Origin of the sequence: Ruminococcus sp. AF31-8BH (genome assembly GCF_003460605.1) — a bacterium.
Classification (GTDB): domain Bacteria; phylum Bacillota; class Clostridia; order Lachnospirales; family Lachnospiraceae; genus Blautia_A; species Blautia_A acetigignens.
Window position 1 is genome coordinate 116,932 of sequence record NZ_QTVN01000007.1, and the last position, 16,021, is coordinate 132,952.

Annotated in this window: 16 protein-coding genes; 10 read left to right on the forward strand and 6 right to left on the reverse strand. The window is 45.2% G+C overall.

The features are described 5' to 3' along the window. Window positions 1-63 precede the first annotated feature (63 nt). From DWZ38_RS10360 to DWZ38_RS10370, 3 genes are read left to right on the forward strand one after another with little or no spacing between them, the layout of a single operon-like run. Window positions 64-2,418 carry a glycoside hydrolase family 3 C-terminal domain-containing protein gene (locus tag DWZ38_RS10360; protein WP_243000232.1) on the forward strand — a complete coding sequence of 785 codons (2,355 nt, stop codon included), beginning with the start codon at window positions 64-66 and terminating at the stop codon, window positions 2,416-2,418. A 9-nt stretch (window positions 2,419-2,427) separates the two neighbouring features. Continuing rightward, the gene (locus DWZ38_RS10365; protein ID WP_117852464.1) at window positions 2,428-3,876 is read left to right on the forward strand and encodes an MFS transporter; all 1,449 of its coding nucleotides are present in this window, start codon (window positions 2,428-2,430) and stop codon (window positions 3,874-3,876) included. 14 nt (window positions 3,877-3,890) lie between these two features. Next, window positions 3,891-4,958: a dienelactone hydrolase family protein gene (locus DWZ38_RS10370; protein ID WP_173767361.1), complete on the forward strand. Its 1,068-nt coding sequence runs from the start codon at window positions 3,891-3,893 to the stop codon at window positions 4,956-4,958. Between the two features lie 62 nt (window positions 4,959-5,020). Here the strand turns inward: DWZ38_RS10370 and DWZ38_RS10375 are convergent, their stop codons facing one another. Beyond that, window positions 5,021-6,307, reverse strand: coding sequence for an O-acetylhomoserine aminocarboxypropyltransferase/cysteine synthase family protein (locus DWZ38_RS10375; protein ID WP_021924577.1), 1,287 nt, complete (start codon window positions 6,305-6,307; stop codon window positions 5,021-5,023). Between the two features lie 189 nt (window positions 6,308-6,496). Here DWZ38_RS10375 and DWZ38_RS10380 point away from each other — a divergent pair, with 189 nt between their 5' ends. Together DWZ38_RS10380 and DWZ38_RS10385 are read left to right on the forward strand one after the other, a co-directional pair. Continuing rightward, the gene (locus DWZ38_RS10380; RefSeq protein ID WP_021924578.1) at window positions 6,497-6,775 is read left to right on the forward strand and encodes a helix-turn-helix domain-containing protein; all 279 of its coding nucleotides are present in this window, start codon (window positions 6,497-6,499) and stop codon (window positions 6,773-6,775) included. A 155-nt stretch (window positions 6,776-6,930) separates the two neighbouring features. Then, window positions 6,931-8,475: a fibronectin type III domain-containing protein gene (locus DWZ38_RS10385; protein ID WP_117852469.1), complete on the forward strand. Its 1,545-nt coding sequence runs from the start codon at window positions 6,931-6,933 to the stop codon at window positions 8,473-8,475. 81 nt (window positions 8,476-8,556) lie between these two features. On the opposite strand, the gene DWZ38_RS10390 is transcribed toward DWZ38_RS10385, so the two are convergent. From DWZ38_RS10390 to DWZ38_RS10405, 4 genes are read right to left on the reverse strand one after another with little or no spacing between them, the layout of a single operon-like run. Continuing rightward, entirely contained in the window at window positions 8,557-9,174 is a 618-nt protein-coding gene (locus tag DWZ38_RS10390) for a stage V sporulation protein AA (RefSeq protein ID WP_117852471.1), read from the reverse strand. Between the two features lie 21 nt (window positions 9,175-9,195). Further along, window positions 9,196-9,552: a stage V sporulation protein AE gene (gene spoVAE / locus DWZ38_RS10395; RefSeq protein WP_117852474.1), complete on the reverse strand. Its 357-nt coding sequence runs from the start codon at window positions 9,550-9,552 to the stop codon at window positions 9,196-9,198. A 23-nt stretch (window positions 9,553-9,575) separates the two neighbouring features. Further along, window positions 9,576-10,655 (reverse strand): stage V sporulation protein AD, encoded by a 1,080-nt coding sequence (locus DWZ38_RS10400; RefSeq protein ID WP_117852477.1) that lies wholly within the window; start codon window positions 10,653-10,655, stop codon window positions 9,576-9,578. After that, window positions 10,652-11,122 carry a SpoVA/SpoVAEb family sporulation membrane protein gene (locus tag DWZ38_RS10405; protein ID WP_021924583.1) on the reverse strand — a complete coding sequence of 157 codons (471 nt, stop codon included), beginning with the start codon at window positions 11,120-11,122 and terminating at the stop codon, window positions 10,652-10,654. The genes DWZ38_RS10400 and DWZ38_RS10405 overlap by 4 nt, the downstream gene beginning before the upstream one ends. 160 nt (window positions 11,123-11,282) lie before the next feature. Here DWZ38_RS10405 and DWZ38_RS10410 point away from each other — a divergent pair, with 160 nt between their 5' ends. Next, on the forward strand, window positions 11,283-12,287 hold the full coding sequence (locus DWZ38_RS10410) for an AraC family transcriptional regulator (protein WP_021924584.1): 1,005 nt from the start codon (window positions 11,283-11,285) through the stop codon (window positions 12,285-12,287). Window positions 12,288-12,293: 6 nt separating this feature from the next. On the opposite strand, the gene DWZ38_RS10415 is transcribed toward DWZ38_RS10410, so the two are convergent. Beyond that, window positions 12,294-12,713, reverse strand: coding sequence for a stage V sporulation protein AB (locus DWZ38_RS10415; protein ID WP_021924585.1), 420 nt, complete (start codon window positions 12,711-12,713; stop codon window positions 12,294-12,296). A gap of 196 nt (window positions 12,714-12,909) precedes the next feature. On the opposite strand from DWZ38_RS10415, the gene murB reads away from it, so the two are divergent. The 4 genes from murB to DWZ38_RS10435 all read left to right on the forward strand — a co-directional run bounded on the left by murB (window position 12,910) and on the right by DWZ38_RS10435 (window position 15,995). Next, window positions 12,910-13,821, forward strand: coding sequence for a UDP-N-acetylmuramate dehydrogenase (gene murB, locus DWZ38_RS10420; protein ID WP_021924586.1), 912 nt, complete (start codon window positions 12,910-12,912; stop codon window positions 13,819-13,821). A gap of 69 nt (window positions 13,822-13,890) precedes the next feature. Then, entirely contained in the window at window positions 13,891-14,769 is an 879-nt protein-coding gene (rapZ, locus tag DWZ38_RS10425; protein ID WP_117852482.1) for an RNase adapter RapZ, read from the forward strand. Between the two features lie 15 nt (window positions 14,770-14,784). Continuing rightward, entirely contained in the window at window positions 14,785-15,744 is a 960-nt protein-coding gene (whiA, locus tag DWZ38_RS10430) for a DNA-binding protein WhiA (RefSeq protein WP_117852484.1), read from the forward strand. Further along, window positions 15,741-15,995, forward strand: coding sequence for an HPr family phosphocarrier protein (locus DWZ38_RS10435; protein WP_021924589.1), 255 nt, complete (start codon window positions 15,741-15,743; stop codon window positions 15,993-15,995). Before whiA ends, DWZ38_RS10435 begins: the two co-directional genes overlap by 4 nt. Window positions 15,996-16,021 lie beyond the last annotated feature (26 nt).

Consider the following 16,021-nt stretch of genomic DNA (forward strand, 5'->3'; position numbering starts at 1 on the left):
GATATGTTATGGTAAAGGATGAGATATAAGGTGGAATTAAAAAATAAAAATATTATAAATAAAATGACACTAAAAGAGAAGGCATTGCTGTTAAGTGGAAAGGGAATGTGGAAAACATATGATTTTGAGGCATATGGGATACCAGCTTTTTTTCTGTCAGATGGTCCTCATGGTATGAGAACCCAGGAAGGACAGGGGGACTGGCTGGGAATTAATAAAAGTAAAGCTGCAACTTGTTTTCCAACAGCTGCAACAATTGCAAATAGCTGGGATCCAGAGCTGGCTGAGGAAGTTGCGTCAGCATTGGGAGAGGAAGCAGTCTCTTTTGGAGTAGACATGATTCTGGGACCTGGAATGAATATAAAGAGAAGTCCGCTTTGCGGCAGAAATTTTGAATATTTTAGTGAAGACCCGTATCTTGCAGGTGAACTGGGAGCTGCTTATGTAAAAGGAATTCAGAGCAAAGGCCCGGCTGCATGCCCAAAGCATTTCGCCGTTAACAGTCAGGAACTTCGAAGAATGTCAAATAATTCAGTAGTAGATGAAAGAACTTTGCGTGAAATATATACAGCGGCTTTTGAGACAACAGTGAAGAAAGCTGCCCCAAAGGCAATCATGTCTTCTTACAATCAGATAAATGGCGTATATGCAAACGAAAACCAAGATTTATTGCAGAAATTATTAAGAGATACATTCGGATTTCATGGAATTGTGGTATCTGACTGGGGGGCAAGCAACGACCATACAGAGGGCGTAAGATGCGGAAGTAATCTTGAAATGCCAGGAAATTCCGGAACAACAGCGAAAGAACTGGTAAGAGCTGTGCAAAAAGGCAGACTGGATGAAAAGATACTGGACAAACGTATTGATGAAATTTTGACAACAATGCTTCCGGTTCATCAGTTAGTCGAAATGGGGAAAAAGAGTTTTGATGCGGAAGAGCATTATAAGCTTGCAAGAAAAGCAGCTGCCCAAAGCATTGTACTTCTGAAAAATCAGGATAATATTTTACCTTTGTCCGAAAATAAAACAGTAGCGGTAATAGGAGAGTTTGCAGAGAAGGCAAGATATCAGGGCGCAGGCTCTTCTCTTGTGAATCCAACAAAAGTAGAGAATATCATGGACATTATAGATGGATATTCCTTTAAAAAAGTAATATATGAACCAGGATATCACAGAAACCAAAAGACAGATCACAGGCTGCTTGAGTGTGCAAAAAAGGCAGCAGCAGAGGCAGATACAGTATTACTGTTTGTTGGGCTTGACGAGGCAAGTGAGTCAGAAGGAATGGATCGTGTTCATATGAAAATGCCGCAAAACCAGCTGGAACTTATAAATGCAGTTACTGGAATGAATACGGAAACGGTTGTGATCGTATCTGCCGGAAGTGTGGTGGAAATGCCATGGATCCGAAAAGTAAAAGCAGTTGTGCACGGCTACCTTGGCGGACAGGCAGGCGCGTCTGCAATGTTGGATGTGATTACAGGAAAAACAAATCCGTCTGGAAAATTAAATGAAACCTACCCGATTTGTTATGAAGATACTCCGGCGTATGCCTATTATCCGGGAAAAGAGAGAAACAGCGAGTACAGGGAAGGTTTATACGTTGGATACCGTTACTATGATACAGTGAAAAAAGAGGTTCTTTTTCCATTTGGATACGGATTGAGTTACACGGATTTTACATATTCGGATTTAAGCGTATCAGAAAAAGGAGTAAGCTTTTGTATTACCAATACGGGAAATTTTGCTGGCGCTGAAATTGCTCAACTCTATATTGAGAAAGAAGCCCCGGAAGTTTTCAGGCCTGCGCATGAACTGAAAGGATTTTCTAAAGTATTTCTTAAGCCAGGAGAGACTGGAAGAATTGAGATTCCATTTGAAGAAAGGACATTTGCATATTTTAATGTACAAACAGGAGAATGGGAAATTGAAGAAGGAAACTATAAAATTCTGATAGCGAAAAATTCCAGAGAATGTGTTTTACAGGAAAATGTTTATCAAAAAGGAACAGGAGCCAAAAATCCATACAAAGTTCATCTTAGCGAGTACGAAACAGGACATGTAGAGCAGGTTTCAGATGATTCATATGAAAAACTTCTTGGATATAAAATTCCAGATGGAGCATGGAATGGTGAATTAGAAAAAAATGATGCTTTTTGTCAGCTGTATTATGCAAAGGGAACAGTTGGAAGAATCATTTATAGGATACTTGATAAAATGATGAAAAAAAGTGAAAAGAAGGGGGAAGCAAATCTGGATATATTATTTTTCTATAATATGCCTTTTAGAGGCCTGATCAATACAACTCATGGAATTTTTACAAGTGGAATGGTGGATGGATTTGTCAAAATCGTGAATGGACATCTTTTAACTGGATTGGGGAAAATGCTCTGGTCTGCTATTGCAAGAAAATGAGGTTGAAAAATGGCTAAAATTTTGAATAAGAATTTTGAAGACAGTAAACTTCCGCAATCCAAAATTACCGGAGAAGAAGTCAATATGCCGGAGATTTTATTAGGGTATTTTATCGGACCATTTGGAGCTGTTCTGTCTTCTGGAATTTTTACCAGTATTTTGCAGAACTACTTTACAGATGTATTAAGGTTAAATCTTGGTTTTCTGACAGGATTGCAGCTGGTGTCTACAATTTTTATTATCGCAGCAAATCTGATCGTAGGCCAATTGATCGAGAGAACGAAGTGTATGGCAGGGAAAGCAAGACCGTGGATCCTGCTTTCTGCATTCACGATATCTGTATCTTCTGTTTTAATGTTTGTAGTACCATTTCAAGGGACGATGAAATATATATGGATTGCAGTTGCGTATAATCTGTTTTACAGTGTGGCATATCCGATTTACAGTACGGCGAATTCTGTGCTGGTTTCGGTATCAACAAGGAACAGCCAGAAAAGGGGAACACTTGCAGCTGCTGGAAATATTGCAGGCCTTGGCGCAATGGGAATTGGTTCCATGGTATTTCCAATGCTTGTGTCTTTTTCATTAAAAGAAAATCAGTATAAATGGTTCTGTACAATGGCTGTAGTTGCTGTTTTCTCTGCATTTACAATTTATCTGCAGTATTGTTATACACGGGAGAGAGTGACTGAAGAACTTTTTAAAACAGCAAAAGATTCTGATTTGGAAAAAGAGAGGATATCTGTGAAAAAACAGATAAAAGCAGCTGCAGGGGAGAAAATGTGGTGGCTTGTCATGGTGTTCTATCTGCTGTTTCAGTGGAGTGGAGCTATGAAAAATGGTTCCATGTCTTATTTTTGTAAATGGGTGCTTGATAATACATTTTTGGGCACAGCGGATGCGTGGGGGGCTTCTCAGTCAATTTTAAGTATTATGGGAGCTGTTCCAATGGCTATGGCGGCAGTAGTTGTGATTCCTCTTTGCAATAAGTTTGGAAAAAGAAATGTTTGTGCGGCGGGAATGATATTTGGCGGTATTGGCGGAGTTATTGCACTGCTTGGGAAAGATCAGATGATACCGGTGGCAGTTGGCGTGGCTTTAAAATGCCTTGGCTCCTCTCCGGTATGCTATATGATTCTTGCAATGTTATCTGATGTTATAGATTACATAGAGAAGAAAAACTCTATCAGAACAGATGGATTTACCATGTCGATTTACAGCTCGATCGCAGTTGCGGGAACCCCTGTTTGCAATGCGGTTTTCAGTGCTTTGCTTAACTGGGCAGGATATGATCAGACTGCTGATATTGCAATGGGGGCGGCAGCACAGAATACAGGCGTGAGAAGTGTAATATCTGTAAGCTACATTGGAGCAGAGACAGCGGCTTATTTTATATGTGCAATTCTGATTTTTTTCTTTACAGTGGAGAAGAAATTAAAGGAAGAGCAACATTCTTGAGAGGGAAAAGTATTATGAAAGCTGGAAAAATTGTGAAAATAACAGTAAGCGTGATTGTACTTGGGGGACTGGCTGCGGCAGGAAATTATTTTATCGGAAGAGACGGCAGCTACTATCAGACTGCAAAAGATGGAAGCCAGACGTATGCATATATAAATGAGAAAAATTCTTTCGGACATATTGTAAAGCATCCGGCATTTTCTGATTTTTCTGATTTTATTATTCCCTGGAAGGATCGTTGGAACAGTCTTGTAATGCCGTATCAGACACTTCGGAGTGTATGTGACATGAATCACTATAATACGAAAGCTATCATAAATGGGTTTAATTTCATGCTAGACGTATGCGAAAATCAGCAGCAGGTGTTTTACCGCTATTATTCTGAAGCAGAAATGAAAGAGGATCAGACCCTTGAAGCTTGCGGATTATTTTTTATTCCCGGAGAAAAAAATGCACCTTTTGCTTTTGTGGTACCAGGCGGCGGCTTTACTGCTGTATGTTCTTTTGGGGAGGGATTTCCGGTGGCACAAAAGCTTCATGAAGAAGGATATAATGTATTTATTCTTCAATACAGGGTAGCAACCGGACAGACAACCACGAACGAGCTGATCAAAAGCCAGGAAGCGATTGCAAATCAGGATTTTGGAAAAGCAATGGGATATATTCTGGATCATGCGGATAAGTTCCAGGTGTCTTCTGAGAATTATTCTGTCTGGGGATTTTCGGCAGGCGGAAGGCTTTCGCAGCTATGGGGCCTGGATAATGAGTATGGCTACCAAAGGTATGGGCTTCCGTCTCCTGCAGCGGCAATGCTTGCATATTCTGGCTGGTATGATGAGGACTTTGCAGGATGCTATGGAACACAGCCGCCGACCTTCTTTGCTTATGTAAAAGAGGATAAGGTTATTGGAGAACAGAATGTGAAGGATATCGAAAAGACGATTGATATCATGAAGAATCTGGACAAAGACATTGAAGTGCGCGCCTACGACCATGCATATCACGGCTTCGGCACCGGAGCCGGAACAGACGCAGACGGCTGGATGGACGAGGCAATTTCGTTTTGGGAAAAGGAAATGTAAATAGGGATTTCATAAAAAAGGGCGGCGGGAATAATCCGGCCGCCCTTTGGTATATGGAAAAGTTATTTAATTGCATCCAGTGCATTTGAAATATCAGCAATCAAATCCTCTTTGTCCTCAAGACCAAGGCTGATGCGGATCAGTTCGGCTGGTACGCCGGCTTCGATGAGCTGCTCGTCGGTCATCTGTCTGTGGGTGGAGGTGGCTGGGTTCAGGCAGCAGGTTCTTGCGTCTGCGACATGTGTCTCAATGGCACCAAGCTTTAAGTTCTGCATGAAAGTGGAAGCTGCTTCGCGTCCGCCCTTTAAGCCAAATGAAACAACGCCGCATCCGCCGTTTGGCAGATATTTCTGAGCTCTTTCATAATACTTGTTGGAAGGAAGACCCGGGTAATTCACATAGGCAACCTTCGGATGCTTCTCCAGGAATTCTGCAACGGCCTGGCCGTTTTCTACATGCTTCGGCATGCGGACATGTAAGGACTCCAGTCCAAGATTCAGGATAAAGGCATTATTGGGAGATTGCATAGAACCAAAATCACGCATCAGCTGTGCAGTACATTTGGTAATGAATGCGCCCTCTTTGCCAAATTTCTCAGCATAGGTGATTCCGTGATAGCTTTCATCCGGAGTGCAAAGTCCCGGATATTTGTCAGCATGAGCCATCCAGTCGAAATTACCGCTGTCTACAATGGCACCGCCAAGTGCTGCACCGTGGCCGTCCATATACTTGGTGGTAGAGTGGGTAACAATATCAGCACCCCACTCAAACGGGCGGCAGTTTACTGGTGTGGGGAATGTATTGTCTACTACAAGGGGAACCCCATGCGCATGAGCAACCTTTGCAAACAGTTCAATATCCAGGACTGTCAGTGCCGGGTTGGCAATGGTTTCTCCAAACATGACTTTGGTGTTCGGCTTGAATGCCGCGTTTAATTCTTCTTCTGTAGCGTCTGGGGAAACGAAGGTTGCTGTGATTCCCATCTTTGCCATAGTGACGGAAATCAGGTTGAAGGTTCCGCCGTAAATGGAGGAAGAGGCCACAATGTGGTCTCCGCATTCGCAGATATTAAACAGAGCCATGAAGTTAGCGGCTTGTCCGGAAGAAGTAAGCATAGCCGCTGTGCCGCCTTCCATGGCTGCAATTTTGGCTGCTACATGGTCATTGGTTGGATTCTGAAGGCGGGAATAAAAATATCCTTCTGCCTCAAGGTCAAACAGCTTGCCCATGTCCTCGCTGGTATCGTATTTAAATGTTGTTGACTGAATGATCGGAATCTGTCTCGGCTCCCCATTTCCAGGCTTATAACCTGCCTGCACACATTTTGTTCCCATTCTGTAATCGTTCATTATGTACCTCCTCATCTGGTAAAATAAGCTCCCTGTGCAAAAATGTTCACAGGGAGCAATCACATAGGAATATAGTACCATCTTTAGTGGGATTTGGCAATGGTGGGTAGACATTTTCGTTGCCGTTACACGCATTGTGTGGTATGATTTTTTTATAGATAAAATATTATCTGTAAAAGGAGAGAAAAGATGGAAGCGCTTATATGGGAAACAGCTGAGGAACTTGATAAAAATTTGGCACTGCGAGTGCGCAAAATACGAAAACGCCGCAAGATTTCCCAGCAGAAGCTGGCTGATTTAAGCGGTGTAAGCTACGGTTCCATAAAACGTTTTGAAACCAGCGGACAGATTTCCCTGCTGGCTCTGACTAAAATTGCCATGGCACTTGATATGGCAGACGAACTGCGGAACATTTTTTCCCAGGTACCGTACAGAAATATTCAGGAGGTAATAAATGAAAGCAGATAGTTTACCGGATAGTAGAGCCATGGTGAGTTACAGCTGAAGAATATTTTTGTTAGTGGAAATTATTTGATATTACTGACATTGTTGCAATTGGCAATTTGAGCAAATGGGTGTAAAATGACGTTAAATGGATTTTTATTAAAGGAAGGTGAAAATGTATGAAGGAAAATTGCAGGAAAGTCACTTCCTGCCCGTTTTACTCACTGTTTTTGGCGCTTCTGGCAGTGCTGCTGATGGGAATTCCGGCGGTGTCTGTACAGGCAGCAGGAGTGAAAACACCCGGCAAAGTGAATATTACCAGTGTGAAAATGACTGGAAACAACAAGGTAACCATTAATTGGAAAAAAGCTTCGAATGCTACGAAGTACCGGATTTACTATAAGCAGTCTGGTGCCAGGTCCTGGAAAGCAATAGCAGATGTGAGTTCCGGGAAAACAAGCTATACCCATACTTCTAATAACAGGAATCCTCTGGCAGGCGGAAAGAAATATGTATACACGGTAAGGGCTTACAATAAGACAAGCCGCAAATGGGGTACATACGATAAAAATGGAAAAGGCGTGACAGTTCCCATTGTGCCGGGCAAAGTGAAGCTGGTTTCTGTAAAGGCAAATGTGTACAATAAGGTAACGGTAACCTGGAACAAAACTTCCAATGCCTCTTCCTACCGAATCTACTACAAGAAGGCAAATGCAAAGAACTGGACCAGGGTTACCGACGTAAAGGGCAGTCTGAGAAGCTACGTGCATAAAAGCAGCAAAAGTGCCGCATTAATAGCTGGAACCCAATATGTGTACACAGTCAGAGCCTACAACAGTTGCTCAAAAAAGTGGGGCTCCTATGATGCAAAAGGCATTACGGTAAAAGTGCCTGCCAAACCTGCAGCAAAGCCAACAGTTCCGCCAACGCCGCAGCCGACGGCAACTCCGATTCCAACCCAGGCTCCGTCAGCAAACACAGTGACAGCCCATGGCGTAACCTTTGATATGAGTTATTTTCCCGAAACAGCAATAGTAGGCGATGATATGGAATGCCTGTCAGTTATTCCGAAAAGTACAATTAAGCCGACAGATATTACCTATAAAATTGCAAATGGAAATGCACAGCAGCTTTGTTCCCCGGCAACACCAAATCTGCATTTAGGTTATGGAACCGAATATGAATCTGATTATTATGTATCAGACTGGAAAAACATGGTTGCTTATATAAAGACTTCTTATGAGCCGGAAATGTATCTGGAACACAGAGTTGAAATTTACAATCAGCTGCAGGCCGGTACTTTTCCAGTAAGTGTTTATTACAAAAATACGTTGCTTAGAACCTGCCAGGTAACCGTAACAGGGGCAGACAGCAAAGTGGTAAAATACCGGAAATGGATGAATGAACTTGAGCAGAAAGCCTGGACAAGCGGCATGACTGTGATGGAAAAATTAACTGCCATAAAGAAATACATTTATGACAATTATACCTACACAACCGATGGCGTGATGTGCAATGCAGGCGCACAGGCGCTTCTGTATGCAGCCAGAGACTTGGGACTTACTGCAAGATACCGTTTTGTAGGTCCTCAGTATGACTACGAAAAAGGCTACGGTGATGTCTATTACCATTTCGGCTCTGCATTTTGCGGAGGGCATGTGTGCACGATCATCACAATGGATGGCAAAGATTATATTATGGAAACCCAGGGACACGAGGGTTAAAAAGAGGCTCCCATGATGAAGAATCATGGGAGCTGCTTTAATGTATGGTGTTCTCTGTGATCCGGCAAAGTGTGAAGATAGTTATTTATTTTCCGAATTTCTTGAGTCGTCCTCCATGATGGTGGTATTTACGTCATCTTCGTAAAGGCGCATTTGTACCTGCATAGGTGTGGGGTCATCTGTAAGTTTCATTTTTCCAAAGTGATTGAAGAAGAACAGAACGCCAAACCCAATCCCGATGGAATAAGAAGCCTCCAAAACAGAAAAGCCGTCTGTTGCCTGCCCGGTGACCTGAGTGTAGATCTGCTCAAAAAGCGCCGGGACATCTACGTCATTGTTAAAGGTCATAATGGAAAAGCCTGCGCCGAAAAAGGTGGCGAGACACACGAAGATCACCTTGCACCATCTGAGAACAACATTGACGCTGCCTTCCTTCTGATAAGTGATGATGAAGGTAGGCTCTCCAATGTTGGTGATGTCCAGGTCCGGTTCCTTTTGCTGGATGTCCTTGATTAAGTCCATGGCACAGATCACGTAGCGTCCTGGCTTATCCGGGTCCAGATTGGCTACCGGCATTACGCGCAGGCGGTTTAATATTTTGGCATTGCTGCAGGAGAGTTTGGCAATGTCCTGTAAATAAACGTGGGGGTGATGAACCTCCACGTTTTGTTCTGTCTGAATGTAAAGGGTATCGCTCATGGAAAAGTACCTCCAGTTGTATTATTCTTTCATCTTAGGCTTAAATACCCAGCTGGCCAGATAGGAAAAAATAAGTGCGGCGGAAATTCCGGCTGCGCAGGCAGTGAAGCCTCCGGTGAAAAGTCCGATAAAGCCATCCTGGTCGATGGCTTTTTTCAGTCCCTTCCAAAGGGTATTGCCGAATCCAAGAAGAGGCACCGAAGCTCCGGCTCCTGCAAAATCGATCAGCGGCTGGTAAATGCCCACAGCTCCTAAGATGGCACCGGTACACACCAGCAGTACCATAACCCGGCCGGGCATCAGCTTTGTTTTATCCAGCAGAATCTGGACCAGGGCGCAGATCAGCCCGCCTACCCAGAATGCATTGAAATAATCCATAGTGTAACCTCCGTTTCTAAGAATTAAACAGGACAATGTTCCAGCACCACTGCATGGGCAATTCCCGGAATGGAATCGCCTTCATTAAAGCTTGTTTTGGAGAGCAGTGCCCCGGTGGGAACAAATAACACCCGTTTCCAGGTCCCTTTGGCAAGCTCCGGCAAAATGTGGGCGGCAAGAACAGATGCACTGCAGCCGCAGCCGCTTCCTCCCGAGTGCGTGTCCTGTGTCTCCCCGTCAAAAATCAGAAGTCCGCAGTCCTGGTGAATGGACTGGATGTCGTACCCTTTTTCCATCAGAAGATCAAACAGAATTTTCTGTCCCACAGCCCCCAGGTCGCCTGTGAAAATCGCATCGTAATCCTCCAGTGTTCTGTCAAAATCACACAGATTCCGGTAGATGGTATCACAGGCAGCAGGCGCCATGCAGCCGCCCATGTTCAGGGAATCCTTAAGTCCGTAGTCGATCAGCTTTCCGGTGGTAAGACCGGTAATCTGCACGCAGCCCTTGTCCGAGAGAAGAGGTTTTGTTTTCCGGGGGATTTCTTCCTGGGGCAGTGCGCCAGAGAGAACACAGGCACCGCTTCCGGTTACCGTCCAGGTGGCAGAAAGGGGGCGCTGGTTACCGTAAGCCAGAGGAAAGCGGAATTCTTTTTCCGCGCTGGCAAAATGGCTGGAGGTGGCGCATAAAATATGCTCTCCATATCCGGCGGCAATGGACATGGCTCCCAGGGAAAGGGATTCCCCCATGGTAGAGCAGGCACCAAAAAGTCCGTAAAAAGGAATGCCCATACCTGCAATGCCAAAGGAAGAAGCTGTGGTCTGGGCAAGAAGGTCTCCGGCAAAGGTCATGCGGATATCGCCTGGCGCAAGGCCTGCTTTTCCAAGAGCCAGTGAGGCGGCTTCTTTTTGCATGGTGCTTTCCGCTGCTTCCCAGGTATCGCATCCAAACATAGGATCTTCGCAGATCAGATCAAATTTATCTCCAAGGGGACCTTCCCCTTCTTTTTTTCCAACGACGGATGCGCAGCTGGAAATATAAACCGGAGTTTGAAAGGCAATGCTGGCGGAGCCGGCAAGTCTGGCGGGGGATTGTGTGTTCATGAGATCACCTCCATGATTTTCAGAATATAGTAGATCACTCCGGCGGCCCAGGAACTCATGATTCCGTAGAGGATAACCGGCCCTGCAATGGTGAAGATCTTGCAGCCGATTCCGAAAACCTGTCCCTCGGCTTTGTATTCAATGGCAGGTGCTGCCACGGAGTTGGCAAATCCGGTGATGGGAACCAGACTTCCGGCGCCGCCGAATTTGCCGATTTTGGGATAAAGATTAAATCCGGTGAGAATGACGCTGATGAAAACCAGGGTAACAGAACACCAGGTTCCTGCCATCTCCTGATCCAGCCCCTGTGACTTTGCGAAATTTGTTATGATCTGTCCCAGAACGCAGATCAGGCCGCCTGTGAGAAAGGCTTTTGCCATGTTAAGCGGCAGGCTGTGAGTCGGTGTGACCTCTTTTACATAATCGGCATATTTTTTCTGCTGTTCTTTTTGCTGTTCTTGATTCATTGCTGCCTCCTGTGTATACGGAAATGTAAAGTTGCTGCGGATAAGATTGTTATGGAATTTACAGTTAGTATGTGAAAAAAGATGTAAAATATACTTTCTTTTTCAGCGGAATTATAATATGATGTTAGTATTGTTATGGACAAAAGAAAAGAGGTGCCTTATGGGAAAATATTATATAGGAAAAGGGGCGCAGCTTCTGACAGAGGAATCCGAGGAAAAGATCCGGATACGCCAGCTGGAGCTGCTTTCCCCTGAATTTGGACATATGCCATGTATAAAGGGGGAGTTTTTTACTTTTATTCTGGCCGAAGAGGGACAAATGCAGTGCCAGATAAACCAGGAGAGAACAGACTTACAGGCAGGGGAAGCGTTGTTTATCAACGCGAATCAGTCTTACCGCCTGATCTCCAGCCGGAATGAAAGATGTCGGTTTTATGTAATTGAAGTTTCAGCAGGCTATCTGGCGGCAGGAGATGAGAGCCTTCGGGAGAAATACCTTGCACCTGTGGCAGAGGCAGAGGCTTTTGCGTATTGCAGATTCGTGCCATCAGAAGAGGAAGACACAGATGAGGATATCCTTTTGCAGGCACTTTTGGCAGCAGCGCAGACTGCAGCTGGAAGAGACCTGGCCTATGAGCTGGACATGAAGAGCTGGATGTTCACTGCGTGGGGAAGTCTTTACAAAAAATTCATTCAGCTTGCCCCATCCTGCAAAAATGCAGTGATCCGTGAGCGTACAAAGTTAAACCGCATGACCGGATACCTGGCTTCAAACTGCAATGAGAAGCTGACCCTTGCGGGAATGGCGGAGGCATGCCAGGTAAGCACCGGAGATTTCTGCCGGTTCTTTAAGAAACATATGGGCATGACCCCATTTGAATATCTCCAGAAATGCAGGATCTGGAACAGCATGGATGCAGTGATCGACAAGACGGCCTCCATGGGCGAGATTGCATCTGCCAATGGGTTCGCTGGAGCAAGCTATTTCTCCGAGACTTTCCGCAAGGAGATGGGATGCTCCCCTGCGGATTACCGGAAGTGGTACAAGGGAATTAACGAAGAATGCCCGGTAGCGGCAGCAAATCCGGATCAGGGAGAAGAAAAAGCGCCGAAGAAGTCCGGCGCAGCTGCAAAGGGCAAGAATGTTCCCTCCTATTTATTATAGGAAAGTTTACGGAAACCATCTTTGATAAAAGTAATACAAAGAGCCTAGTGCTTTTCCCAGGGCTACGGCGATTACCACCAGGCGGATCCCGTTTGTCAGCTTGATCCTTCGGGAAAAGATGGGGAAGACATCTGCCATTTCGGCCAGTGCCATGATCCATCCCCCCAGGAAAATGCCGGAGAAAAGTCCGCAAAGGCCAAGAAACACCATGCCCCCTGGAATGGGCCAGCGATATAGAAAGAAAAGATTGCCGAAAACAATTCCGAGCAGCGTAATATCTTCATATAATAATATGTGTTTTCCTGTGTGGGTAACGCCGGCGTATCTTGGCACAATGGAAAGACCGATGAGAAGGCCCACTACACCGCCTGCGATAATGACTCCTGCACAGAAGCCGATGACTGCCAGAAAAATCTGCTGAAACATGATGGATATCTCCTTTCTGTGGAACATTTATTAGTATAGAAAGAATGTTGAAAAATATACGTTTTTCCTGTACATTTGGGCAGTTAGATAGTATAATAGAACGATGCGGCAATGGGAAGAATTACGTTGCTGCACAGATGGAATAATTTATTCTTAACCTTATGAAATCAGTTAGAAAGATAGAGGATGTAAATCTGTGAATGAAAAAATAAAACAGCGTTTTCAGACGGTTCTGGAAAAGGAGCAGGTTCTGGAAGCGGAGTCTATGAGCAGACACACCACATTTCGCATTGGCGGCCCGGCAGATCTGTTCGTGGTACCGAAGTCAGTGGATGAGATCGCAGAAGTCCTGAAAATCTGCAGGGAAGAGAAGGCTCCTTATTTTATACTTGGAAACGGGAGCAATCTTCTGGTAAGTGATAAGGGATACCGCGGCGTAGTGGTACAGCTGTATCGCGGCTTTGGGAAGATTACGGTTTCCGGGGAGGAAATTCATGCCCAGGCGGGTGCTCTTTTATCCGGAATTGCGGCAGCGGCAAGAGATGCATCTCTTACCGGTTTTGAGTTTGCCGGCGGAATTCCGGGAACCTTAGGCGGTGCTGTTGTGATGAATGCAGGTGCTTACGGCGGAGAGATGAAGGATGTATTGAAGGAAGTGACGGTTCTGACACCGGAAGGTGAGATTCTTACTTTGCAGGCAGATGAGCTTCACATGGGATATCGGACCAGCGTTGTAAAGGAAGCCGGCTATATTGTTCTGGAGGCCGTGCTTTCTCTTGCGAAGGGAGATCCGGAAGCAATCCGCAGCCGGATGCAGGAGCTGGCAGGCATGAGAAGCAGCAAGCAGCCCCTTTCCTATCCAAGTGCAGGCAGCACCTTCAAAAGACCGGAGGGATATTTTGCAGGCAAGCTGATCATGGACAGCGGACTTCGGGGATATCAGGTAGGCGGTGCCCAGGTTTCCGAGAAGCACTGCGGCTTTGTGATCAATGCAGGAAATGCCACCGCAGAAGATGTATGCAGGCTGATGGCAGATGTACAGCGGATTGTCAGAGAAAAGTTTGGCGTGACACTGGAGCCGGAAGTGAAGTTTCTTGGAGAATTCTGACTGAGAAATTCAGGCCGGAAATTTATGTTTCAGGACGAAATAAAAATTTGTCCCATCAGGAGATAAGATATGCGATTTGTAATAGTTACAGGCGTTTCCGGTGCTGGTAAGTCTACCGTGCTGAAAATGCTGGAGGATGCCCATTATTTCTGTGTGGATAATCTTCCCATTCCATTGGTGGAGAAATTTGCTTCACTGATGCTGGAGGTGCATGAGGAAGGCGTGCAGAACGCGGCACTTGGAATTGACGCCAGAAGTGGCCGTTCCCTGGAAGAACTGGCACAGGTTCTGGATCACATGAAGGAAGCCGGATATGATTTTGAGATTCTTTTCATGGATGCGGAGGATTCCGTGCTTGTAAAGAGATACAAGGAGACCAGAAGAAGTCATCCCCTTGCCGCTTCCGGAAGAGTGGATGACGGGATCCGGCTGGAACGCCAGAAAATGGAATTTCTTCGGAAAAGAGCGGACTACATCATTGATACCACTCATCTGCTCACCAGAGAGCTTCGTCAGGAAATCGAGAAGATTTTTGTAAATGACGAAAAGTTCTGCAATATGATGGTTACGGTGCTGTCCTTTGGATTCAAATACGGAATCCCGGCAGATGCAGACCTGGTGTTTGACGTCCGTTTTCTTCCAAATCCATATTACGAGGATGAGCTGCGGCCGCTGACGGGTATGGATGAGAGCGTTTTTAATTATGTAATGGACAATGAGACTGCAAGGATTTTTGCAAACAAGCTGGAGGATATGACGGAGTTTCTCATTCCCAAGTATGCCCAGGAAGGCAAAACAAGTCTTGTGATCGCCATTGGATGTACAGGCGGCAAGCATCGTTCTGTTACCATTGCAAGAGAGCTGTACAGCAGAATTGCCCGAAACGGGGAATACGGTTTCCGGCTGGAGCACAGGGATGTGGATAAGGATCGTCTGCTGAAAAAATAAAAAGGAGTTTTGGAAATGTCTTTTTCAGGGATGGTGAAAGAAGAACTTTCCAGGCATATAGGCACCGGAAGGCACTGTAAGATTGCAGAACTGGCTGCGATTTTCACTTTCTGCGGCAGCCTGGGCACTGGATCAGATGGGAAATTTTTCCTCCGTATCCAGACAGAAAATGAGGCACTTGCAAGAAAAAGCTTTACATTATTGCAAAAAACATTTAATATAGAGATAGATGTATCAAATTCCCGGACCGACTGTTTCAGAAGGGGGAATCTTTCCTGTATTTCCGTTACCGATCAGGCTCTGATCAAGGAAATACTGGACTCTCTGAAACTGGAAATTTCGGGAATCAGCGGAGGAATGCCATTCGTATCTAATTCCATTGTATATCAGCGGGATTGCTGCAAAAGGGCGTTTGTACGCGGAGCCTTTCTCTGTGCGGGATCCATCAGTGATCCAAGGAAGGGATATCATTTTGAGATTGTATGTCCCAGCCAGGAGATTGGCGTGCAGTTACAGGAAATCGTCCGGAGCTTTCACATAGATGCCAAGATCGTGCTTCGCAAGAAGTCCTATGTGTTCTATGTGAAGGAAGGTGCACAGATTGTGGATATGCTGGCTATCATGGAAGCAAATGTGGCCCTGATGGATCTGGAGAATATCCGCATCCTGAAGGAAATGCGTAATTCTGTGAACCGGAAGGTCAACTGTGAGACTGCAAATATCAACAAAACGGTTAATGCGGCTGTGAAGCAGATCGAAGATATCAGACTGCTTGAGGAAAAGGTGGGCCTGGAGAGTCTGAGTGAAGGACTTGAGGAGATCGCAAGATTGCGGCTGCAGTATCCGGAAGCAACACTTAAAGAATTAGGATTGATGTTGAACCCACAGGTCGGGAAATCCGGAGTAAATCATCGACTTCGTAAGCTAAGCCTGCTCGCGGATGATCTGAGGGAAAACAAGGAGGAGTTATTATGATCAAAAAGCCAATCACCATTCACCTGTCCACAGGACTTGAAGCCAGACCCGTTGCACAGCTTGTACAGGTGGCAAGCCAGTTCAACAGTGAGATTTACGTTGAAGTAGGCAAGAAGAAAGTCAATGCCAAGAGTATCATGGGCATGATGACACTGGGACTGGATGCTGGTGAGGAAATTACACTTTCAGCTAACGGAGAAGATGAAGATGCTGCCATGAGCAGTATTGAACAATACTTAAGCAACCAGTAAAGGATGCTATAAAAAGTGAGGATGGT